The sequence below is a fragment of the Shewanella algicola genome (assembly GCF_014648035.1).
Taxonomy (GTDB): Bacteria; Pseudomonadota; Gammaproteobacteria; order Enterobacterales; family Shewanellaceae; genus Shewanella; species Shewanella algicola.
Genome location: NZ_BMQI01000003.1, coordinates 121,543 through 144,017, shown reverse-complemented (window position 1 = coordinate 144,017; position 22,475 = coordinate 121,543). Strand labels below are relative to the sequence as shown.

Here is a 22,475-nt window from a genome sequence, read left to right as displayed (position 1 = left end):
CTGTTATTACTGCGGTAAAATGTTATCTAATACGATAATCGCCACTTGGCCAAGTAACACGAATACCAACAAGATAAAAAACATTCCAATTGAAGACGACACAAATTTACTGTTATTACGCTGACCTGTAGCCACCGCTTATTATCCTTTGAAAGTATCAAAAATGTTTGTCGCACTCGAGGAGGAGCACGACAAATACATTGCACCATTAACCAATAATGCTTAAACCACCCATGTATGGACGTAAGACTTCAGGTACCGTAATGGTGCCATCTTGGTTTTGATAGTTTTCAAGAACGGCAACAAGTGTACGACCTACAGCCAAACCAGAACCGTTTAGAGTGTGTAAAAGCGCAGGCTTATTGTCTGCTTTGCTACGATACCTGGCTTGCATTCTACGCGCCTGGAAATCTTTCATGTTTGAGCATGACGAAATTTCACGGTAGGTGTTTTGCGCCGGTAACCACACTTCAATATCGAAGGTTTTACTTGAACCAAAGCCCATATCACCGGTACACAATACGACAGTGCGGTATGGTAAACCCAATAGCTGTAATACTTTTTCTGCATTGGCAGTAATTTCGTCTAATGCTGCCATTGAGTGATCTGGGTGTGAAATTTGCACTAACTCAACTTTATCAAACTGATGCTGACGAATTAATCCGCGGGTATCACGGCCGTATGAGCCTGCTTCACTTCTGAAACATGACGTTAATGCGGTCATCTTGATTGGCAGTTCACTTTCATCAACAATCATGTCGCGAACATAGTTAGTTAAGGGCACTTCAGCGGTAGGAATAAGCGATAATCCCTGGCCTTCTTCAGTGGCCGGTTTGGTGTGAAATAAGTCTTCACCAAATTTAGGTAATTGGCCTGTACCCATTAAGCTGTCTTCGTTAACGAGTAACGGCACGTATGCTTCTGTGTAGCCATGTTCAGTGGTGTGAAGGTCAAGCATAAACTGACCTAACGCACGGTTTAAACGGGCAATTTGGCCACGCATAATAATAAAGCGTGAACCAGTAATTTTAACGGCACTTTTAAAGTCTAATCCGCCCAAGGCTTCGCCAAGATCTAAATGATCTTTAACTTCAAAATCGAAGGTTTTTGGGGTGCCCCATTGGCGTACTTCAACGTTTTCGCTTTCATCTTTACCCACTGGAGCAGACTCGTCTGGCAAGTTAGGTACGCTCATGGCGATTAAATTGATTTGTTGTAATAGTTCAGTAAGCTCAGATTTTTTCGCATCTAACTGCGCCCCTAAATCCCCTACTTGCGCCATAATGGAACTAATGTCTTCACCGCGAGCTTTAGCTTGACCAATCGACTTAGAGATCGCGTTACGCGATGCTTGTAAGTCTTCAGTTGCAACTTGAAGCGATTTACGCTTTTCTTCAAGTTTGGTCAATTGTTCGACATCAAGAGTAAAGCCTCGAGTGGCTAAACGCTCGGCGGTGACTTCTAGTTCATTACGCAAAAATTTTGGATCTAGCATGTTGTCAGTTCTTTTTAGTTAAACGCGAGAAAATACAAGTTGTTGACCTATATACACCATCAATAAACACAAGGTGACATTCAACAACACATTTAAAACAGCCTTATGCCAAAGGCCATCTTGGATCAGCAATAAAGTTTCATTTGAGAAAGTCGAAAATGTGGTAAGCGCGCCTAATAAACCCACACCCACCAAGGCTTTAATTTCAGGGTTAACATGACTCAGCTGCCCGAGCGCATAAACAACACCCATTAAAAACGATCCCAATAAATTGACTAACAGTGTACCAAAAGGAAAACTGCTTCCAAATAGCTGGATCATAAATATTGACAGAAGATAGCGCAAAACTGCACCAATTGACCCGCCAAGCGCCACAAGCAACACATTAGTCATAGCGTTTGACCTCACTTTGTCGGTCAAGCTCGTTGAGCTGGGCGAGTTTATCTTGAATGCGCTTCTCAAAACCACGGTTAGTCGGCTGATAAAATTGGCTGTGCTTGAGTGATTCGGGAAAGTAGTTTTCGCCAGGGGCAAATGCACCAGGCTCGTTATGGGCGTAGCGGTATTCTTTACCAAAGCCAATTTCTTTCATCAGTTTGGTTGGCGCATTTCGTAGATGATTAGGTACGGGTTCATGACCTGTTTGTTTAGCTAACTCTCGTGCAGCGCCAAAGGCACTGTAAACGGCATTACTTTTAGGCGCACTGGCTAAATAAAGCACAGCTTGTGCGATAGCACGCTCACCTTCTGCTGGGCCGATGCGGTGGTAACAATCCCAGGCATTGAGCGCTACGGTCATGGCAACAGGGTCTGCGTTGCCGATGTCTTCAGAGGCAATGGCCAATAAACGTCTGGCAACATAGAGTGCGTCACCGCCGCCTTCTAAAATCCGGCAAAACCAGTAAAGTGCAGCATCAGGCGCTGAGCCTCGAACGGACTTATGTACCGCAGAGATTAAATCGTAAAACTGATCTCCATTTTTGTCGTAACCTGCCGCTTGATGGCCTGCAACTTGAGTGAGCATCTCTGTTGTAAATTCGCCGCCATCGCTAACTAAATCACTCATAAGCTCAAGTAAGTTTAGGGCTTTACGAGCATCGCCTTCACTAATATCGGCAAGTTGCTGGGCAACGTCGTCTGGCAAGATTAACTGACGTTTACCTAAACCGCGCTCAACATCATTAAGCGCCTGAGTGACGATTAAATGGATCTCATCAGACGTTAAGCGGTTTATCAGGTAAACCCGCGCCCGTGACAATAGCGCATTGTTGATTTCAAATGAGGGGTTTTCGGTTGTCGCACCAATAAAGATCACCGTGCCGTCTTCAATAAACGGTAAAAAGGCATCTTGCTGGCTTTTATTAAAGCGATGGACTTCATCGACAAATAATAAGGTGCGTTGGCCACGACTTTGGGCAATGGCTTTGGCTTGCTCAATGGCGGCGCGAATATCTTTTACACCCGAAGTGACCGCTGAGATGCGTTCAACATGGGCGTTAGCATAATGCGCAATCAGTTCTGCTAATGTGGTTTTGCCGGTACCCGGTGGGCCCCATAATAACATGGAGTGGGCACGATTCGCCTCTAGCGCTTTACGCAGCGGCTGGCCTTCGCCAAGTAAATGAGCTTGGCCAATGTATTCACTGATCTCCCTTGGCCGCATACGTGCTGCCAAAGGACGAAAATCTGGAGCAAAATCAAAACCTAAATTAGCCATGCCACCACTTAATTTGCTTGTTTTAAACGTTGGTCATCAATATCAACGTTGTCAGGGATGGCAAATTTGAACAAGTCACCTTCTGCAGGTAATACTGCGCGCTGAGCAGACAGTTGAAATTGGCTTAGGTTACCTTGTTCGTCCGTTAAGTTAAATTGTGTGAGTTTGCTGTCGTTAAAGCACACGCTCACGGCAACGACACTGCTGTTTAACTGTTTAGGCTGAATATCAAAACAATTTGATTGTGCTTTGTTTTGACGCTTCATCACGGAGTATTTATTCCAAGTTTCATCGTCGCGGTGTACCAATAACGCCATTGGCGATGCATCAACTGCTTGTGATACATCCATCACGGTGACTTCTTCTGCAAACGGATTAAATACCCATAAGTTGGTTCCATCAGCCACAATAAGCGATTCATCAGGCTCAGTTAAGTGCCAATAAAATTGATTAGGATAAGCCAAAGCAAACACACCATTACCACTTTGAATAGGCTTTTTATTGATGTCGGTCACTTGCTGAGTAAAGGTGGCATGTAAGTTGTCTATTTTAGCTAACTTAGTGCGTAATTCAGTGGCATCGTCTGCATATGAAACGGCTGACAACATACTGGTTGATAATAATAAGCCTAATACTGTAATACGTTTTTTCATCATTATTCCTATTGGCTTCTTGGTGGTGGCGGAGCCAGCACCTCACGGTTACCGTTGTGGCCTTGTGCACTTACAATACCTTGACCTTCCATCATTTCAATAATGCGGGCGGCGCGGTTATAGCCAATCTTAAATTTACGTTGAACGCTTGAAATAGAGCCCCTGCGAGTTTCAGTGACAAACGCCACGGCATCATCATAAAGCGCATCATATTCTTCTTCGGTATCTGAGGTTTCACCTGGCAGCAATACTTGCTCACCTTCTGACACCCCATTTAAAATTTCATCAATATATTGTGGCTGACCACGTTCGCACCAATCGGCCACGACTTTATGTACTTCATGGTCGTCAATAAATGCGCCGTGGACCCGGTTAGGAACACTCGTGCCGGGCGGTAAATACAACATGTCACCCATGCCTAATAAGGTCTCTGCACCTTGTTGATCTAAAATAGTACGTGAGTCGATACGTGATGACACCTGAAACGCAATGCGGGTTGGGATGTTGGCTTTAATCAAGCCGGTGATCACATCAACCGATGGGCGCTGCGTGGCTAAAATTAAGTGTATGCCTGCCGCACGTGCTTTTTGAGCAATACGGGCAATAAGCTCTTCGACTTTTTTACCGACAATCATGATCATGTCGGCAAACTCATCAACCACCACCACTATTGATGGCAGCTTTTCTAATGGAGGCGCTTCATCTAACATACTTTCAGATGACTTCCATAATGGGTCGGGTATGTATTCCCCTTTGGCCGCCGCTTCTTTAATTTTGTAGTTGTACCCTTTTAAATTACGCACGCCTAATGCCGACATTAATTTGTAACGACGTTCCATTTCGCCGACACACCAGCGAAGTGCATTGGCAGCTTCTTTCATGTCGGTAACCACTTCACACAATAAGTGTGGAATCCCCTCATATACCGACAACTCAAGCATTTTAGGGTCAATCATAATAAAGCGTACATCATCAGGACCAGACTTATATAGCAAGCTGGTGATCATCGCGTTAACCCCAACAGACTTACCTGAGCCTGTCGTACCAGCCACTAATAAATGCGGCATTTTACCTAAATCAACCACAACGGGCTCACCGGCTATGTCTTGGCCAAGTACCATAGATAGCGTCGATTTACTGTCGTTAAAGGCGGCGCTGTCTAACACATCGCGCATAAACACGGTTTCACGGAATTTATTGGGTAATTCAATACCAACATAGGCTTTACCCGGGATAACTTCGACCACTCGCACGTTTTCTGCCAGCAATGAACGCGCTAAATCTTTAGCAAGGTTACTGATTTTAGATGCTTTTACACCGGGTGCCAGATCAAGCTCAAAACGGGTAATAACAGGGCCCGGGAACACACCAACCACATTGGCAATGATATTAAAATCGGCCAACTTGGTTTCAACCAGTCTTGCAACTTGATCAAGCTCTTCTTCGCTTATCGGGTTTTTCTTACGATCGGGTACATCCAGCAAGGTGATACTCGGCAAAGGATCCATTTTGCGTTTTTCTTGTGGCGCTTGACCATCTATAACGACTAAACCATCTACAATTTTGGCTTCTTTCTTCGGTTGCTGCTGCGCAACAAGTGCCCCACTTGAATGCGGTTTTTCAAAGGCGCCGTCAAATGGGTCTGGTGTGACGTCATCGTCAAGATCAATATCGCTGTCATCATGCGCACTAAAGCTGACTTCATCGTCATCTTTGCTCGCCACCCAAGGCGCGAATGACTGCTCGTCGTCTTCAAGTTTGATGGACGGTTCTTGGCGATCGTCAGCGTCTAATTCGTCATCATCGATTTCAAGGGGTTCAAACACATCAACCACTTTCGGTTTGCGGCTAAAGAAACGGCGTTTTTTCTCTACCACTGGCGCAATATCGTCATCTTCAGAGTCGGCTTGAAATGCAACAGTCTCTTTTAACGGCTGCGGCACGACTTTGTCATTGCTCTCTAATGGGGCTTGATCGTCTAGTTCTTCACGGCGCTGTTTAAATTTGTCGACCAACGACATGAAGCCTTTGGTGTCTTCGGTTTCGCGCTCACGTTTAAATAAGCTGGGTAAATTCCACACACGTTTAATACACCAAATGGCGCCAAAGCCTGTAAGCTCAATAATAGTGAGCCAACTAATGCCCGTGGCTAAGGTAAACCCTGCGCAAATAAAGCACATCAACAGTAATGTGGTGCCTAAGCTATTAAAATAAGGCAACATGGCTTGGCCGATGACATCTCCGGCAACACCACCGGCTGAAAACACAAACATGTTGTCGGCATTCATACTGACTAATGCCGCAAGGGCCAAAAGCATCAACATAAAGCCAATAATGCGTAAACCTACTGAAAAATAATCGATTTCAAAAATACGATGGGCACGATTGAAGATAAACCAACCGGTTGTGGCAATTATCACTGGGATTAAAAAGGCAATAAAACCAAAAAAATAAAACAGCACATCTGCCGTCCAAGCACCTACAGCACCAGTCCAGTTATGAATTTCACCTTGAAAATGCGACTGACTCCACCCCGGATCATTGGGATTAAAACTCGATAGCGCCAATAGAATGTAGGTTGCAACCATGCAACAAAGAATTAAACCACCTTCAAGCAAGCGTTGTAAGCCGCTGAGTGTTTTTAGACTATTTTCCTGAGTCAAACGAAAACATCCATAAAAGAGTGAAAAATAAGGGTTAAGATAACAGAATATCACTGTATTTGCAGTGATTATGCACCTTGATTTACTGAAGCTCAATGGATTGTGATGGCGAATTAATCCAGTCAATCAAAAGCGATATCGATAATGATAAAACGGCTGTGTTAATAGACAAAATTAATCTCTAATGAAACAACAAAACCACATCAATTAGTGGCTCTGTGTTTCATCGTGATATGGCAAAGCACATTCAGCAAACAGGTAAAACCACTTACCCCTTAAGATAGGGTTATCCTAAGTTATATAGCGCCACTTTATTGGTTTGCTTTACTTCTTCCATCACAACATATGTACGAGTATCTGACACTGAAGGTAGCTTCAACAAGGTTTCACCTAATAATCGTCGATAAGCAGACATATCTGACACTCTAGTCTTCAATAAGTAGTCGAAATCACCAGAAACTAAGTGACATTCCTGAATATCATCTAATAGCTGTACTGCACGATTAAAGCGATCGAAAATGTCTGGCGTGTCCCTATTTAAAGTGATTTCAACGAAAACCAGCAAGGATGCACCTAAAAAGTGTGGATTAACTAGCGCGGTATACCCATTAATAAAACCTTGTTTTTCAAGCCTTTTAACTCTTTCCAAACACGGAGTTGGGCTTAAGCCAACTCGTTTTGACAATTCGACGTTAGAAATTCTGCCCTCTATTTGGAGTTCATGAAGAATATTACGATCAATGCGGTCTAAATCTTTAATTGAGAAGCTTTTGCTGCTTGCCATACATTTAACCTTGTTTTGTCCCTAAAACAATATTTAAACCTCTTAAAGGGGAATCTTCAGCAGCATAATCTGCCTAACCGGCACTATACTAGAGTTCCCTGAAATAAGCACGTTCAGGTCACAATTAATAACAACTATACCCACTTAAAGTGGGTTTTTTATAAATCGAGGCTTTAAGATGATTATTGGTGTACCTACAGAAATCAAAAACCACGAATACCGTGTAGGCATGGTACCGTCAAGCGTACGCGAATTGACCATTAAAGGTCATGACGTTTATGTTCAAGCTGACGCAGGTGTGGGGATCGGTTTTACTGATCAAGATTATATTGATGCTGGCGCTTCGATTTTAGCTACTGCGGCTGACGTATTTGCCAAAGCTGAAATGATTGTGAAAGTAAAAGAGCCATTAGCTGTTGAGCGTGCAATGCTACGTGAAGACCAAATCCTATTCACTTATTTACACCTTGCACCCGACTTAGCACAAACCAATGACTTAATCGCCAGTGGTTCAGTGTGTATTGCTTACGAAACCGTAACCGATGACCGTGGTGGCTTACCGCTACTTGCGCCTATGTCTGAAGTGGCTGGCCGTATGTCTATTCAAGCGGGTGCTCGCGCACTTGAAAAATCACTTGGTGGACGCGGTATGTTATTAGGCGGCGTACCAGGGGTTGAACCGGCTAAAGTCGTTATTATTGGTGGTGGCATGGTAGGAACAAACGCAGCGCAAATGGCTGTGGGTATGGGTGCTGATGTGGTTGTTTTAGACCGTAGCATCGATGCATTGCGTCGTCTTAATGTTCAATTTGGTTCTGCTGTGAAAGCCATTTATTCAACTGCGGATGCCATTGAACGCCACGTACTTGAAGCTGATCTTGTGATTGGTGGTGTATTAGTACCCGGTGCTGCAGCACCAAAATTAATCACCAAAGAATTAGTTAAGCGCATGAAACCAGGTAGTGCCATTGTTGATGTTGCTATCGACCAAGGCGGTTGTGTTGAAACCTCTTACGCAACCACTCACCAAGAACCAACTTATATTGTTGATGACGTTGTACATTATTGTGTTGCTAACATGCCTGGTGCTGTTGCGCGTACATCGACATTTGCATTAAACAATGCAACGCTTCCTTATATCATCAAGCTAGCTAACCAAGGTTACAAAAAAGCATTATTAAATGACAAGCATTTATTAAATGGCTTAAATGTTATCCATGGTAAATTAGTATGTAAAGAAGTCGCTGAAGCATTAAGCCTTGAGTTTACAGAACCAAAGAGCATGCTTAACTAATCTCACTCGAGATCACTGAGCAACTGTTTGTTGCAATAAAATGCCGCATTAAATGCGGCCATTTTTTATGAATAAACAACAATTTTGTCCCGTTAATTTAATTGTGCTTGTTTGGCTAGTAGCTCAAAAAAGGCTTCTTCCGACATAGGCTTGTAAAAGAAGTACCCTTGCACAGCCTCAATATCTTGTTGTTTAATAAAATCCAGTTCGTTCTGGGTTTCAACCCCTTCAGCCACAATCGTTAAATCCAAAGCACGACTCATACTAACAATCGCTTCAATGAGTGCTTCGTGTCGAGTGCCTGAAGAAATCTTTTGAATAAATGATTTATCAATTTTAACCTGGTCCACTGGGAAGTTAGCTAAATAAGATAATGACGAATAACCGGTACCAAAATCATCCACCGAAATCTGCATGCCACGTCGACGAAGTTCAATCAGCAACTGACTAACGCTGTCTTGCTGTTTCATCATTAACGACTCGGTGATTTCAAGCGTCAACAAGTGATAAGGTAATTTTTCCTGCCCTAATTCAGCTTGTTTATTGTCGAAATAGGTTAAAAATCGTTGTTGTAAATCATCGGTCCAAAACTCAATGGTCGACACATTAATAGCCAGTGGCACAGCAAGTTTTTTACGTTGTAATTGCTTTAATGCAGTCAAGGCTTCGGTCCTGACCCATTCACCAATATGCACAATAAACCCAGATTCTTCAGCAATAGGAATAAATTCATCTGGCGAGATAAATTGACCGTTATATTGCCAGCGTAGTAACACTTCAGCTTTAACAATTTTACCCGTATTCGGATTAACAATGGGTTGGTAGTACAAGGCAAATTCTTTACGGCTAATGGCTGACTTTAAATGCAGGTGTAATTCTGCATTTCGCTCTGCATCTTTTTGAATTTGCTGATTAAAAAATTGAAAACCATCACGACCACGTGATTTAGCATTATACATTGCTTGAGTGGCACAATTGAGTATCTGCTCCACTTTATTAGCATCTTCGGGGTAACGCGCAATACCAGCACTGATGGTTAATTTAAGATGCTGCCCGCCAACCGAAAAAGGGTTGTCGAGTACCGCTGTGACTTCATTAACCATATCGACTAATGATTCTGTAGTCATTTTACCCGGCAACACTAATGCAAACTCATCGGCGGCAATGCGCGACAGCAAAACATTTTCAGGTATTGCACTCACTAACCGTTTAGCAATTAACTTTAAGACTAGATCACCTTTGTCATGGCCTAATGTGTCGTTAATTTGCTTAAAGTGGTCAATGTCGATCAAAATCAAATTAAAGGCATGTTCACCTTCATGATGAATGTCGTTTGACTCAACCATAACTTGCAGGCTTTGAAACAGATACTTACGGTTGGCTAAGCCGGTAAGTTGATCATAATTAGTTTGAAAATTAATGGTTTGCTCGGCATTTTTTCTAGAAGAAATATCATTAATAAGCCAGGCAAAACAATTTTGTTGAGTAAATGAATCGCGGATAACCGCAACGGTTAATGAGATATCAATAATGTCATTATCGGTCCGTAAACCTCTAAGCTCACCGTGCCAGGCATGACCCCGAGATAAATGCTCAAATAAGTCATCAACAAGCTCTTTGGGCGAATGACTTAAAAAGCGCTGCACATCAAATAACTTAAGGTTGGCATAGTAAGTTGAGGTTAACGATTTAAACACGGGGTTTGCAGAAAGCACCGAGTTATCTTCACTGGTAATGACCAATGCCAAAGGCAAACTGTTAAAAATTTTACTGCTTAAACGTTGAACGTGCATACCGCGGCTACGTTCAATGGCAAGGCTCGCTAAACGGGCCGCCTCTTGAATAAGGATTAAATCTTGCTCTGTAGGTGTTTTTTGGGTGTCATAATACATTCCAAAGGTGCCAAGCACTTTATTTTCACTGTCTTTAATGGGCTCCGACCAGCACGCTTTTAAACCACAGTCAATAAGAATTTCTTTATATTGCAGCCAATTAGGATGAGTATCCATGTCATCGACTATCACACGCTCGCCTAAAAAAGCCGCCGCACCACATGAGCCGATTTCAGGGCCTATTTCAAGACCATTAATGGCTTGGTTATAGGCGTCAGGTAAATTAGGGGCAGCACCAGACAACAAGCGTTTGCCATCTTCACTGAGCAACAGCACTGATGCTTTTGTGCCAATTTTTTGCGCTTCAATCAGTAATACCAAGGCATTAAGCATTTCGCCGAGTGGCAAGCCTTGCAACACCATATTCAAGATAGTGCTATAGCGCTCTAATCTTGATTCATGGTAACCGTCTTGTTGAGGTTGTTGTGCTGAATTGTCGATATTCGGTCCTATATCCATATGGCTCCGTAATGGTATGAGCTAACTCATATTACAACTGAATAATATGTTAATAACATTATGCATTTATAGAAGGTTTATCAACGTTAAATTATTCTTTTATCCTATAAAGCGCTATAAAATCTATTTATTATTATACCAATAAAAAAACGGTTCCCAAAAAAGCACCGTTAAGTAATTGTTAATTATAAGTTACACCAAGTGCAGTCCAATAACGTTGATAAAACCTTGTTCAACTATTATTCGGCAATGCGTTCCATCTTAGCAAGATAAAAACCATCGAAGCCGCGCTCTGACACTAAAATATTTTCATCTTCTAATAAAGTAAACTGCGGGTTTTGTGCTAAAAATGCGTCCACTTGCTGACGGTTTTCTTCTGGCATAATTGAACACGTTGCGTAAATGAGCATACCGCCCACTTTGACCATGCGGCTATAACTTTGCAATATATGTTTTTGCAATTCAATTAACACAGGCAAGCGCTCTGGTGTATCACGCCATTTTGAATCGGGGTTACGTTTTAGTACACCTAAACCTGAACAAGGCACATCGAGTAATACTCGGTCGGCACTGAGCTTTAAGCGTTTGATGGTTTTAGAGCTGGCAATAATGCGGGTTTCAACATTATGTGCACCAGCACGTTTTGCGCGGGCTTTTAGATTGTCTAGTTTCCACTGCTCTACATCCATCGCCAGTAAGCGGCCTTTACCTTGCATTTGGGCAGCAATATGCAGCGTTTTACCACCCGCACCAGCGCAGGCATCAACCACACGCATGCCAGGTTTTGCACCGACGGCATTGGCCACTAATTGCGAGCCCGCATCTTGTTGTTCAAACCAACCATCTTTAAAGGCATCGGTTCGAAACAGTGCAGAATCTGAGGTCACCTCAACTGCAGAGGCAACATCTGGCAATGCAACGGCTGTTACGCCCTCTTTTTGCAAACGTGCAATCAGCTTTTCACGATCGCACTTAAGCTCATTTACACGCAAATAACGCTTAGGTTGCTCAGCTAATGCGGCGCGTTCTGCCGGCCACTTATCGCCTAATTGGGTTTGACCTAATTCGTTTAGCCATTCTGGACATCCATCCCACAACACAGGATCGGTTTTGGCTTTTTCAAGGTTGGCATCAAAAGAAGCTTGTTCGATTTGCAACGAATACTGCATTTTAGGCAAATCAAGGCCATGAAATACATGCCAACCATTAAGCAGTTTTGACCCCTGACGCTCAAACTCATCTGAAGTAATATCCACTAAAAAACAATACAGATTAAGTCGACGTAAGATATCGCCAGTAACTTGGGTGATCCGCGCTTGCTCTGATGGATTAAGTGATAAACCAGAAAAGTGCTCCGAATAAGCTCGGTCTAATGGTTTTCCTCGGGTTAACACCATCGTCAGTACGTTTAATACTAATTCAGATGAACTGCCAGACAGCGGGTAAGTTAACATGGGCTCTCTCATAAAATGACAATCAGTGTAAAAACGTGCCGATCATAGGGATTAAGCCCGCTGATAGCAAGAAAAAGCGACCCGAAGGTCGCTTAGTGTGTATGGCAATGAAAGTGATATCACCAATTACATTTTTGACCCTTTCGCGCCGTAGAACAATATAAAGCCATAACACACAACCGGTAAAATAAACGCTAGTTGCAAGCCCATGGTGTCTGCCATTACGCCTTGTAATAACGGCACAATGGCGCCCCCCACAATGGCTAAACATAAAATGCCACTGCCTTGTGAAGTGTGAGGCCCTAAACCGCGTAGTGCTAAGCTGAAAATAGTCGGGAACATAATAGAATTAAATAATCCCACGGCTAGAATTGACCACATCGCCACTGCGCCGCTACTGCTCATTGCTATCAAGACAAGTACCGCTGCCACTAACGCATTAAATGCTAATAGGGTACCGGCTGGAATTTTTTGCATTACCGCTGAGCCAATAAAGCGGCCTAACATTGCCCCGCCCCAGTAATAGGTTATGTATTTAGCCGCGTCAGCTTCTTTTAAGCCGGCAATATGTTCTTCGCCTAAAAAGTTAACTAAAAAACTGCCAATTGAGACTTCTGCGCCCACATAAACAAAGATACCCACTGCGCCTAAGACCAAGTGAGTGCTCTGCCATGCGCTGGTTTTACCGTTATGGGTAACAATGCCATTATTGTCTGACACCTCATTGTGCTCAGCAATGGTCGGTAAGTTTAGTTTGGCAAAGATTAATGCCAATAACCCCAGCATGCCAGCCAAAATAAGGTATGGCAGTTTAACCACTTCCGCTTCCGCTTCAGCTTGTGCATGGCTTAGGCCTTCAACTGCGCCACTTGCCACAGACAAAATCAATATCGCGCCAAAATAAGGGGCGACCGTTGTACCTAACGCATTAAACGCCTGAGTAAGGTTTAAGCGGCTTGATGCTGTTTCAACGCTACCTAATGCATTGACATAAGGATTAGCGGCAACTTGTAAAATAGTAATACCTGATGCCAATACAAACAGCGCGCCTAAAAATAGGCCGTATGTGGCCAGCGCGGCGGCAGGATAAAACAATAAACAGCCTAAACAGGCGATTAATAATCCACACACTATGCCTTTTTGATAACCCATCTTTTTAACTAACTTACCTGCCGGCAATGACACTAAAAAGTAAGCACCAAAAAAGCAGAATTGGATCAGCATGGCTTCGGTATAGTTAAGCGAGAACACCGCTTTTAAATGCGGAATTAAAATGTCGTTTAAGCAGGTAATAAACCCCCACATAAAAAACAGCGATGTTAATGACACCAGAGCAAAACGGTAATTACCGCTACCTCCCTCTGTTGTTGTGTGTTGTGTACTTTGCATTGTTGAAGCCATAATTGGTCTCTTCTCGTTAGTTATTGTTATTTGGTTTTTTTCTTGTAAATTTCAATGGATGGCATAAAGGCTAATACAACTCAAGAGATAGCCTTGAGATCAAAAAAGCCGAAACACTGAGTATTTCGGCTTATTCTGGTTAATTGATAAAGGCATAAAAGCTGCTAAAGCTTGGTAACACAATGGTGTTTGCTTGCTGCTGATCTTGATGCCCTGTTGCTAGCCCATGTCCATCAAGCACACTGTTAACCTTAATGTCAGCCAACTCAAAGTGTGATTGCTGAATCGATAAGTTAAATAATACCAACATCCGCTGCGTACCTAATGTTCTAACAAACGCCAACACATTTGGGTGTGCATCGACAAACTGAATATCACCATCAATTAACACATTCTGTTGTTTACGCCATGCTAAAAAGTGACGGTAGCTGTTTAAAATAGAGTCGCTATCGGCTTCTTGTACATCCACGGCACTATTGATGTGCTGTGCTGATATCGGTAACCAAGGTTGTGCGTCGCTAAAACCGGCATTGTCTGCAGACTTAACCCAGGGCATTGGCGTACGACAACCATCTCGGCCTTTGAACATTGGCCAAAAGGTAATGCCAAACGGGTCTTGTAACTGGTTAAACTCGATTGGTGCTTCAGTTAACCCCAACTCTTCACCTTGATAGCTGCAGACACTGCCGCGTAATGAAAACAGCATGGCATTGAGCATTTTGACCATGGTCGGGTTAGCTTGTTGCTTGCCCCAACGCGTGGCAACACGTTGAACGTCATGGTTGCCTATTGCCCAACATGGCCAACCGTCACCAATACTGGCTTCTAATTCTTCAACGGTTTGGCGAATATAAGCTGCACTAAAATCATCGGTTAATAGCTCAAAACTGTAGGCCATATGTAGGCGGTCATCGCCTTGAGTGTATTCAGCCATAGTGGTAAGAGAGTCTTCAGACGAGACTTCACCTAATGTCACCGCGCCAGGATAGCGGTTAATCAATGCACGTAATTCTTCAATAAAGCCCACGGTTTGCGGACGGGTATTATTGTAATAATGATATTGGTACGCATAAGGATTGTCTTCGCTGAACCCACGTCCTTGACGTTGATCTTTCGGTTTAGCGGGGTTGTCGCGTAATAGTTCGTCATGGTAACAAAACGTGATGGCATCCAAACGGAAACCATCTACGCCCTTTTTAAGCCAAAACTCGACGTTATTTAACACGGCTTGGCGAACCTGTGGGCTATGGAAGTTTAAATCCGGTTGGCTTTTAAGAAAGTTATGTAAGTAATACTGCTGGCGGCGAGGTTCCCATTCCCAAGCGCAACCACCAAAAATAGCGAGCCAGTTGTTAGGTGCACTGCCATCATCTTTAGGATCCGCCCACACATACCAATCCGCTTTATCGTTATCACGGCTTTGGCGGCTTTGCTCAAACCACGTATGTTGATCTGAGGTATGGCTTAAAACTTGATCAATGACCACTTTGATATTGCGCTGATGCGCCTGGTCAATAAGCTGTTCAAAATCTGCCATGGTGCCAAACAAAGGATCAATTTCAAGATAGTCACTAATGTCGTAACCAAAGTCTTTCATTGGTGATTTAAAGAAAGGTGATATCCAAATCGCATCCACATTTAAGCTGGCAATATAGTCAAGCTTGGCAATAATGCCTTGCAAATCACCCACACCATCGCCATTAGAATCCATTAAACTGCGAGGATAGACTTGATATATCACTCCACCACGCCACCAGGTTACCTGACTCATTGCTTCCCCTTGATGAGTTAACCCAATTTCGACCCGTGAGTTAACTTAATGTTGCGTTCGCGTAATAGAACGCTGTTGTTATTTATTATCCCCGAGGATACGTGAATAAGGAAATGAGGTTCAATACACCTGCATACGTATGCAAAGAAATTTGTTTGCATACCACAAAAAGAGGTAACGGCATAACCATTATTAATCAGCACTTTACATTGCAAAAGTGTGTTTAAAAAGATGTTTAATAAATGTAATAAACCGTCACAACATCCTGCCTACCACCTTTGAATACGTATGCATAACATTGTCGGAAAAAGTGAACTGAGAGTAATATCGTAACTGTTGTGCAACAATTTGGTCATAACTTCGGCACTTATGCAGTCACTTATAAAGTTAATTAAGCATGCTGAAGCATAAACACAATAAAAGACTGTAACCAAAATTCAAAAGGGCACTAACACGCGATCTAAATTAACGGGTTAAGTGTTCAAAAAAGGGGAAAGATGAATGTTGCTATTTAAACCGAGCCTACTAACGCTAGCATTAGCCGCCGCGGGTGCCAGCATGAGTGCTTACGCTGCTGATGATGTTCAAACTACAGAAGCTGCTGAAGAAAATATTGAAGTGATTCAGGTCACTGGTATTCGCCGCAGCTTACAAGAATCACAATCATTAAAAATGTCTTCATCCTCAATTGTTGAAGCCATTTCTGCAGAAGACATTGGTAAATTACCAGACGTCAGTATCGCGGAATCTCTAGCCCGTTTACCCGGCATTGCCGCACAACGTTTAGACGGCCGTGCAAACGTAATCTCAATTCGTGGTTTAGGCCCAGACTTTACCACCGCTACCTTAAACGGTCGCGAACAAGCGTCAGTCAACGACAACCGTGGCGTTGAATTTGACCAATACCCTTCAGAACTACTTAACCGTGTTGTGGTGTACAAAACCCCTGATGCATCTGTCATGGCCCAAGCCATCGGCGGCACAGTCGACATGCAAACTATTAGCCCGTTAACCCATGGCGAGCAAACCATTGCGGTGTCATTACGCGGCGAAATGAACGATTTAGGCTCGTTAAACAGTGGTTCGGATGATACCGGCTACCGTGGCAGCATTTCATACATTGACCAATTTGCAGACGATACCATTGGTGTGGCATTAGGTTACGCCCGCATGGTGTCGCCAAACCAAGAAGAGCGCTGGCAAGCATGGGGTTATCCAACAAATGACGCCGGTGATAGCGTGCTAGGCGGAGCAAAACCGTTTGTACGTTCAAGTGAATTAGAACGTGACGGTGTGTTAGCGGTATTTGAGTATGCACCTAACGAGCAATTTACCTCTGTGGTTGATGTTTATTACACTAAATTTACCGATGACCAGCGCTTACGTGGTATTGAAATCCCAGCAGCATGGGGGGCTAATGGCGGCGTGACCGCATCAACAACTGAAAATGGACTTGTCACTGAAGGCACTATTGTTGGCGCAGAAGTGGTTGTACGTAACGACGTTAACAAACGTGATGCGGACTCAATTTCAATCGGTTGGAACAACAAATACACCATCAACGACAACTGGAGCGTTGAAGCTGACATCGCTATGTCAAAAGTTGACCGTACCGACATTGGTATGGAAACTTACAGTGGTACAGGTCGTGGCACTGGTGTTGGCGCAGTTGATGACTTAGGTTTTGCGTATAACGGTGATGGCGGTTACGACTTTACTCACAACTTAGATTACGCCGATCCTGATGTCATTAAGCTAGGTGACCCACTTGGCTGGGGTAGTCCATTAGGGCCAAACACCCAAGACGGTTTTATCAACAAACCAGAAATTGAAGACGAACTTAACTCATTCCGTTTAAGTGCTGAATACATATTCGACGAAGGTGCTGTTCGCAGCGTTGAATTTGGTGTGAACCGCACTAACCGTGACAAGAGCAAGTTAGATAAAGGTTATTACCTCACTCTAGCGGGTTATGACGGTTCAGATAACTACTTAGAAACTGTGCCTGATGAATTTTTACTATCACCAACGTCATTAGACTTTTTCGGCATGGGTGATGTATTAAGTTACGACGCACTGGCATTTTATAATGCTGGCGGTTACACCGAAACTGACGTAGCAGATGTCGATTTATCTCGTGCAACTAACTCTTGGGCTATTTCAGAAGAAGTCTCAACCATTTTTGTTAAAGCCAATTTAGAGACTGAACTATTTGGTTTACCGGTTACAGGTAACGTAGGTATTCAAGCAGTGCACACTGACCAAAGCTCAGACGGTACAGTGGCGACGGTTGAAGATGGCGAGGTTATTGTGACCCCTCGCACCGCAGGTGACTCTTACGTTGAATGGTTGCCAAGCTTAAACTTAGGTTTTGAAGTAGCCGATGGGCAAATGGTTCGCTTTGCTGCTGCTCGTACCCTAACCCGAGCGCGCATGGACAAAATGAATGCTAACGTCAACTTTAGCTACAATCAGAATCCAAACGACGGTGTTAACTGGTCAGGTGGTGCAGGTAACCCTGAATTACGTCCTTGGTTAGCGCGTCAGTACGACATTAGCTACGAAAACTACTTTAGCGATCAAGGCTACTTTGCATTAGCGGTATACTACAAAGACCTTGAAAACTTCGTATATGACCAACAGTCAGAGCTTGATTTCAGTACCTTTTTACCACAATCACCTACAGACAACCCAATTGGTATTGTCACCCAGCCACAAAATGGTAATGGCGGATATGTTCAAGGTATTGAAGCTTCTTTATCGCTAGATTTTGGTTTGTTTGCTGACCAACTAGAAGGTTTTGGTACCATCTTAAGTGGTTCGTACAATGACAGTGAAGTAAAAGAAACTTCAGACAGTGAACCACAAAAGCTAGAAGGCTTATCTGAAAAAACCTTTAACGCGACGGTTTACTACGAAAACGCAGGCTTTGAAGCGCGAATTAGTTCTCGCTACCGCAGTGACTTCTTAGGTGAAGTCACCGCAATCAGCTTAACGCGTGTCAATGTTAACGTGAAAGCAGAAACCGTAGTCGATGCACAAATTGGTTATGACTTTACCGAAAGCGGAATCGATGCCCTATACGGCTTGTCGGTTCAGTTCCAAGTGAATAACTTAACCAACGAGCCCTTTACCTCTTACACAGGTGATGACCAACGCTTAGTTCGCGATTATCAAAACTATGGCCGTAACTTTATGTTAGGTGCTAACTACAAGTTTTAATTTGCATTAAGCTGACAAAAAGCCTCTGTACCTTTTACAGGGGCTTTTTCTTTATTGACCCCATCACACAATAAATAAAGGCGATAACAATGAAACAAACAACAATAAAAAACATTGTCATTGTGGGCGGCGGCACCTCAGGGTGGATGACCGCAGCCATGTTGAGTCGATTATTTAACACTCAGCTCAACATTACCCTCATCGAGTCTGATGCCATTGGTACTATTGGTGTGGGCGAAGCGACAATCCCACCTCTACAAATTTTTAATAGCGTACTGGGCATTAAAGAAAGTGACTTTATTAACGCAACCCAAGCCACTTATAAATTGGGTATCGAATTTGAAAACTGGTATCAGCAAGGTGATGCTTACATGCACGCCTTTGGCAATGTAGGCCGCGACCTCGGTTTTACGTCATTTCATCATTATTGGCTTTGCGCCCAGGCAGCTCACAACGCTGACTCAAACACGCAATATAATCCGGCAGACTTTTGGCGTTATTCCATTAATTACCAAGCCGCTAAACACAATAAATTTCAGCCTATTGCCACTATTCCCAATGCACAAATGTCGGGCATTACTCATGCCTACCATTTTGATGCCAGCTTATATGCCACCATGCTGCAACAATATTGCTCGCAACGCAGTGTTAAGCGCCTTGAAGGTAAAATAGATAACACAATACTTGATAGCAGCGGCAATATTGCCAGTGTGATCTTGCAAAGCGGCCAAACCATCGCCGGTGATTTATTTATCGACTGCTCGGGCTTTTCTGCCCTATTGATAGAGCAAGCCTTAGGTGTCGATTATGAAAACTGGCAACATTGGCTACCTTGCGACAGTGCCTACGCCGTGCCGTGTGAAAGTACCCACCCACTACTGCCCTACACTAAAGCCACCGCACATGATGCAGGCTGGCAATGGCGTATTCCGCTGCAACATCGCACCGGCAATGGCATTGTTTATAGCAGCCAATACATGAGTGATGCGCAAGCAAAACAGCAGTTACTCGACAACCTTGATGGGACACCTTTAGCTGAGCCCCGTAAAATTAATTTCACCACGGGTAGACGGGTAAAGCAGTGGCATAAAAACTGTATCGCGATTGGTTTATCGAGCGGATTTTTAGAGCCGCTAGAATCCACCAGCTTACATTTAGTGCAATCGGCGATTATTCGCTTAACCAAATTGTTTCCGCATCACGGCATTCAATCTCAGCAAGTGGATGAGTTTAATCGCCAATCACAAACTGAATTTGAACAAATTCGCGACTTTATTATTTTGCACTACCACCTCAACGCCAAACAAACACAGCCAGATAACCGCGGTTTATGGCAACATTGCCGCGACATGAGTATTCCTGAGAGCTTGCAGCAAAAAATCGATTTATTTAGCCAAACTGCCAACGTATTTAGGCATCAAGACGAACTGTTTACCGAAGCCGCCTGGATCCAGGTGATGCTCGGCCAGGGCATTACACCGGCAGACTTTCATCCGCTCGCGGTAGCGGTTGAGCCCGCAGCATTACAAGATTATTTAGGCAACATAAGTAAAGTGATTAACACCACAGTTGCCAACATGCCTGAACATAGCGCGTTTATTAAGGCGCTTTAACCTGTTTACGTAAACCAATAAGACTCATTAACGTTATAAATAACAAAATAAAAACGACATAGGATGCAATATGACTTTATCAATTAGCCATATACACACACCAAAACCAGCAAAAAATCGTTTGTTTACCAGCTCAGCTTTTTTAGGATTGGCGATGTGTTGCTGTGCATTGTCTGTTAATGCACAGGTTAACGTTGAGCCCCTTTCGTGGTGGGCAGGGATGCACAATCCACAACTGCAATTATTGGTTGCTGGCGATAATATTCGTGGCCACCAGGTTAAACTGCTCAACGCCCAGGGCGTAAAGTTGGTTAACGTTGAGCAAACCGCAAGCCCCAATCATTTGTTTATCAATTTAGATTTACAAGATGCCAAAGCACAACAACTAAAAATTGGCCTTTATGATAATGATCAGCTAGTCGAACAATTTGATTATGCCATTCAAGCACGGGAGCCTGGCGCGCGCGAACGCCAGGGGTTTAGTAATAAAGATGTGATTTACTTAATCACCCCAGACCGCTTTGTTAATGGAAATCCAGATAACGATAATCACCCAAGCATGCTCGAAAAAAGCGATCGTAGCTTTGATGGTGGTCGTCACGGTGGCGACATTTTGGGGATCCGCAAAGCACTGCCCTACTTACACGATTTAGGTGTGACTCAGCTATGGATTAACCCGCTGCTTGAAAATAACCAAGATAAGTATTCTTATCACGGTTATTCAACCACCCATTTTTATCAAATAGACCCACGTTTTGGTACCAACGAAGAGTACCAAGCATTAGTGCAAGAGGCGCGCAGTTTTGGCATTGGGGTGATTAAAGATGTCATTGTGAATCACATGGGCTCAGGTCATCAATGGATGGCAGATTTCCCGAGCGAAACCTGGGTTAACGGTCAACAGGCCTGGCAGCAAAATCCGCAAGATATTCTCTACACCAGCCACCGCCGCACCACAGTACAAGACCCATACGCTGTGGCCAGTGACACCGCTGATTTTGACCAAGGCTGGTTTACCGACACTATGCCCGACATGAACCAAACTGATCCACACATGGCAACTTACTTAATTCAAAACAGCATTTGGTGGGTTGAATATGCAGGCTTGAGTGGTATACGCGAAGACACCTACTCTTATGCAGACAAAGCATTTTTAACCCATTGGTCTAAAGCCATTATCGACGAATACCCAAACTTTAATATTGTTGGCGAAGAGTGGACAAGCAACCCGATTACCGTGAGTTATTGGCAGGCAGGCAAGCAAAATAACGATGGTTACATCTCATACACCCCAAGTATGATGGACTTTCCACTGTACGACACCTTGATTGCCAGTTTAACCGAGCCAGAAGGCTGGGACACTGGCTTAATTAATTTGTACCAACGCTTAGCCGACGATGTGGTGTATGCCAAGCCGACAGACTTAGTGTTATTTGAAGGTAATCACGACACCAACCGTTTATACAGCTTAATGAAAAACGATTTAGGCTTGTTTAATATCGCAATGGCCTACGTGCTCACCAGTAACCGCATTCCACAGATTTTTTACGGCACAGAAGTGCTAATGCAAAGCCCAAGTGAAGGCAGAAACGATGGCGCGGTGCGCGGTGATTTCCCTGGTGGATGGCTTCAAGATAAGATCAACGCCTTTACCGGTGAAGGCTTAAATAATCAGCAACAAGCGACATTGTCGTTTATGCGTAGCCTGCTCAATTACCGTAAAAATTCTGCGGCAATACAACACGGCAATTTGCGCCATTTTGTGCCTAAGGATGGCGTTTACGTGCAAAGCCGCCATGCTGATAATGAAACCTTGTTGATTATTTACAATAAAAATGAGCAAAGCGTAGCGCTCGACTTACAACGCTTTAGCAGCGTATTTAATGGCAATACTCAAGGCATTGATATTATCAATCAACAATCTTATCAATTAGATGCCCCGCTCAAGCTTGAACAAAAAGGCGTGACTATTTTGTCGCTCAAACGATAAGTTTACACATTGCTAAGGTTAGGCTGAACCACTGTGGATTAGCCTAGCCGTGATAAACACACACGCT

Annotated in this window: 15 protein-coding genes; 4 read left to right on the top strand and 11 right to left on the bottom strand. The window is 43.6% G+C overall.

All coding sequences use genetic code 11. The features are described 5' to 3' along the window. Positions 1-6: 6 nt before the first annotated feature. From IEY42_RS22565 to lrp, 7 genes are all read right to left on the bottom strand, one after another. Complete coding sequence (locus IEY42_RS22565; protein ID WP_261732697.1) at positions 7-135, bottom strand: hypothetical protein; 129 nt, start codon at positions 133-135, stop codon at positions 7-9. A gap of 73 nt (positions 136-208) precedes the next feature. After that, positions 209-1,495, bottom strand: coding sequence for a serine--tRNA ligase (gene serS, locus IEY42_RS02665; protein ID WP_188923818.1), 1,287 nt, complete (start codon positions 1,493-1,495; stop codon positions 209-211). Between the two features lie 18 nt (positions 1,496-1,513). Next, positions 1,514-1,888, bottom strand: a complete 375-nt coding sequence (crcB, locus tag IEY42_RS02660) for a fluoride efflux transporter CrcB (RefSeq protein WP_188923817.1) — start codon at positions 1,886-1,888, stop codon at positions 1,514-1,516. Further along, the gene (locus IEY42_RS02655) at positions 1,881-3,212 is read right to left on the bottom strand and encodes a replication-associated recombination protein A (RefSeq protein WP_188923816.1); all 1,332 of its coding nucleotides are present in this window, start codon (positions 3,210-3,212) and stop codon (positions 1,881-1,883) included. Before IEY42_RS02655 ends, crcB begins: the two co-directional genes overlap by 8 nt. Before the next feature lie 8 nt (positions 3,213-3,220). After that, positions 3,221-3,865 carry an outer membrane lipoprotein periplasmic chaperone LolA gene (gene lolA, locus IEY42_RS02650; RefSeq protein ID WP_188920560.1) on the bottom strand — a complete coding sequence of 215 codons (645 nt, stop codon included), beginning with the start codon at positions 3,863-3,865 and terminating at the stop codon, positions 3,221-3,223. A gap of 8 nt (positions 3,866-3,873) precedes the next feature. Further along, on the bottom strand, positions 3,874-6,528 hold the full coding sequence (locus tag IEY42_RS02645) for a DNA translocase FtsK (protein WP_188923815.1): 2,655 nt from the start codon (positions 6,526-6,528) through the stop codon (positions 3,874-3,876). A gap of 286 nt (positions 6,529-6,814) precedes the next feature. Further along, on the bottom strand, positions 6,815-7,312 hold the full coding sequence (gene lrp / locus IEY42_RS02640; RefSeq protein ID WP_188923814.1) for a leucine-responsive transcriptional regulator Lrp: 498 nt from the start codon (positions 7,310-7,312) through the stop codon (positions 6,815-6,817). Between the two features lie 178 nt (positions 7,313-7,490). Between lrp and ald the strand changes: the two genes are divergently transcribed. Next, positions 7,491-8,606 carry an alanine dehydrogenase gene (gene ald / locus IEY42_RS02635; protein WP_188923813.1) on the top strand — a complete coding sequence of 372 codons (1,116 nt, stop codon included), beginning with the start codon at positions 7,491-7,493 and terminating at the stop codon, positions 8,604-8,606. Positions 8,607-8,698: 92 nt separating this feature from the next. Here the strand turns inward: ald and IEY42_RS02630 are convergent, their stop codons facing one another. The 4 genes from IEY42_RS02630 to IEY42_RS02615 all read right to left on the bottom strand — a co-directional run bounded on the left by IEY42_RS02630 (position 8,699) and on the right by IEY42_RS02615 (position 15,583). Continuing rightward, entirely contained in the window at positions 8,699-10,957 is a 2,259-nt protein-coding gene (locus tag IEY42_RS02630) for a bifunctional diguanylate cyclase/phosphodiesterase (RefSeq protein WP_188923812.1), read from the bottom strand. 239 nt (positions 10,958-11,196) lie between these two features. Then, positions 11,197-12,411: an RsmB/NOP family class I SAM-dependent RNA methyltransferase gene (locus IEY42_RS02625; RefSeq protein ID WP_188923811.1), complete on the bottom strand. Its 1,215-nt coding sequence runs from the start codon at positions 12,409-12,411 to the stop codon at positions 11,197-11,199. A 126-nt stretch (positions 12,412-12,537) separates the two neighbouring features. Further along, a complete protein-coding gene (locus IEY42_RS02620) occupies positions 12,538-13,812 on the bottom strand; it encodes a sugar MFS transporter (protein ID WP_188923810.1) in 1,275 nt (424 codons plus the stop codon). Positions 13,813-13,951: 139 nt separating this feature from the next. Then, positions 13,952-15,583: an alpha-glucosidase family protein gene (locus IEY42_RS02615; protein ID WP_188923809.1), complete on the bottom strand. Its 1,632-nt coding sequence runs from the start codon at positions 15,581-15,583 to the stop codon at positions 13,952-13,954. 501 nt (positions 15,584-16,084) lie between these two features. Here IEY42_RS02615 and IEY42_RS02610 point away from each other — a divergent pair. The 3 genes from IEY42_RS02610 to IEY42_RS02600 all read left to right on the top strand — a co-directional run bounded on the left by IEY42_RS02610 (position 16,085) and on the right by IEY42_RS02600 (position 22,408). Continuing rightward, positions 16,085-18,805, top strand: a complete 2,721-nt coding sequence (locus IEY42_RS02610) for a TonB-dependent receptor (protein WP_188923808.1) — start codon at positions 16,085-16,087, stop codon at positions 18,803-18,805. A gap of 89 nt (positions 18,806-18,894) precedes the next feature. Next, positions 18,895-20,418 carry a tryptophan halogenase family protein gene (locus IEY42_RS02605; RefSeq protein ID WP_188923807.1) on the top strand — a complete coding sequence of 508 codons (1,524 nt, stop codon included), beginning with the start codon at positions 18,895-18,897 and terminating at the stop codon, positions 20,416-20,418. A gap of 70 nt (positions 20,419-20,488) precedes the next feature. After that, positions 20,489-22,408, top strand: coding sequence for a glycoside hydrolase family 13 protein (locus tag IEY42_RS02600; RefSeq protein WP_188923806.1), 1,920 nt, complete (start codon positions 20,489-20,491; stop codon positions 22,406-22,408). Positions 22,409-22,475 lie beyond the last annotated feature (67 nt).

What these genes read in the sequence shown, in the direction of transcription:
- IEY42_RS02655 (WP_188923816.1), bottom strand. Translation starts at nt 3,212, where the DNA reads ATGGCTAATTTAGGTTTTGATTTTGCTCCAGATTTTCGTCCTTTGGCA.
- lolA (WP_188920560.1), bottom strand. Translation starts at nt 3,865, where the DNA reads ATGAAAAAACGTATTACAGTATTAGGCTTATTATTATCAACCAGTATG.
- serS (WP_188923818.1), bottom strand. Translation starts at nt 1,495, where the DNA reads ATGCTAGATCCAAAATTTTTGCGTAATGAACTAGAAGTCACCGCCGAG.
- ald (WP_188923813.1), top strand. Translation starts at nt 7,491, where the DNA reads ATGATTATTGGTGTACCTACAGAAATCAAAAACCACGAATACCGTGTA.
- IEY42_RS02605 (WP_188923807.1), top strand. Translation starts at nt 18,895, where the DNA reads ATGAAACAAACAACAATAAAAAACATTGTCATTGTGGGCGGCGGCACC.
- lrp (WP_188923814.1), bottom strand. Translation starts at nt 7,312, where the DNA reads ATGGCAAGCAGCAAAAGCTTCTCAATTAAAGATTTAGACCGCATTGAT.
- crcB (WP_188923817.1), bottom strand. Translation starts at nt 1,888, where the DNA reads ATGACTAATGTGTTGCTTGTGGCGCTTGGCGGGTCAATTGGTGCAGTT.
- IEY42_RS02615 (WP_188923809.1), bottom strand. Translation starts at nt 15,583, where the DNA reads ATGAGTCAGGTAACCTGGTGGCGTGGTGGAGTGATATATCAAGTCTAT.
- IEY42_RS02620 (WP_188923810.1), bottom strand. Translation starts at nt 13,812, where the DNA reads ATGGCTTCAACAATGCAAAGTACACAACACACAACAACAGAGGGAGGT.
- IEY42_RS02610 (WP_188923808.1), top strand. Translation starts at nt 16,085, where the DNA reads ATGTTGCTATTTAAACCGAGCCTACTAACGCTAGCATTAGCCGCCGCG.
- IEY42_RS02630 (WP_188923812.1), bottom strand. Translation starts at nt 10,957, where the DNA reads ATGGATATAGGACCGAATATCGACAATTCAGCACAACAACCTCAACAA.
- IEY42_RS02625 (WP_188923811.1), bottom strand. Translation starts at nt 12,411, where the DNA reads ATGTTAACTTACCCGCTGTCTGGCAGTTCATCTGAATTAGTATTAAAC.
- IEY42_RS02600 (WP_188923806.1), top strand. Translation starts at nt 20,489, where the DNA reads ATGACTTTATCAATTAGCCATATACACACACCAAAACCAGCAAAAAAT.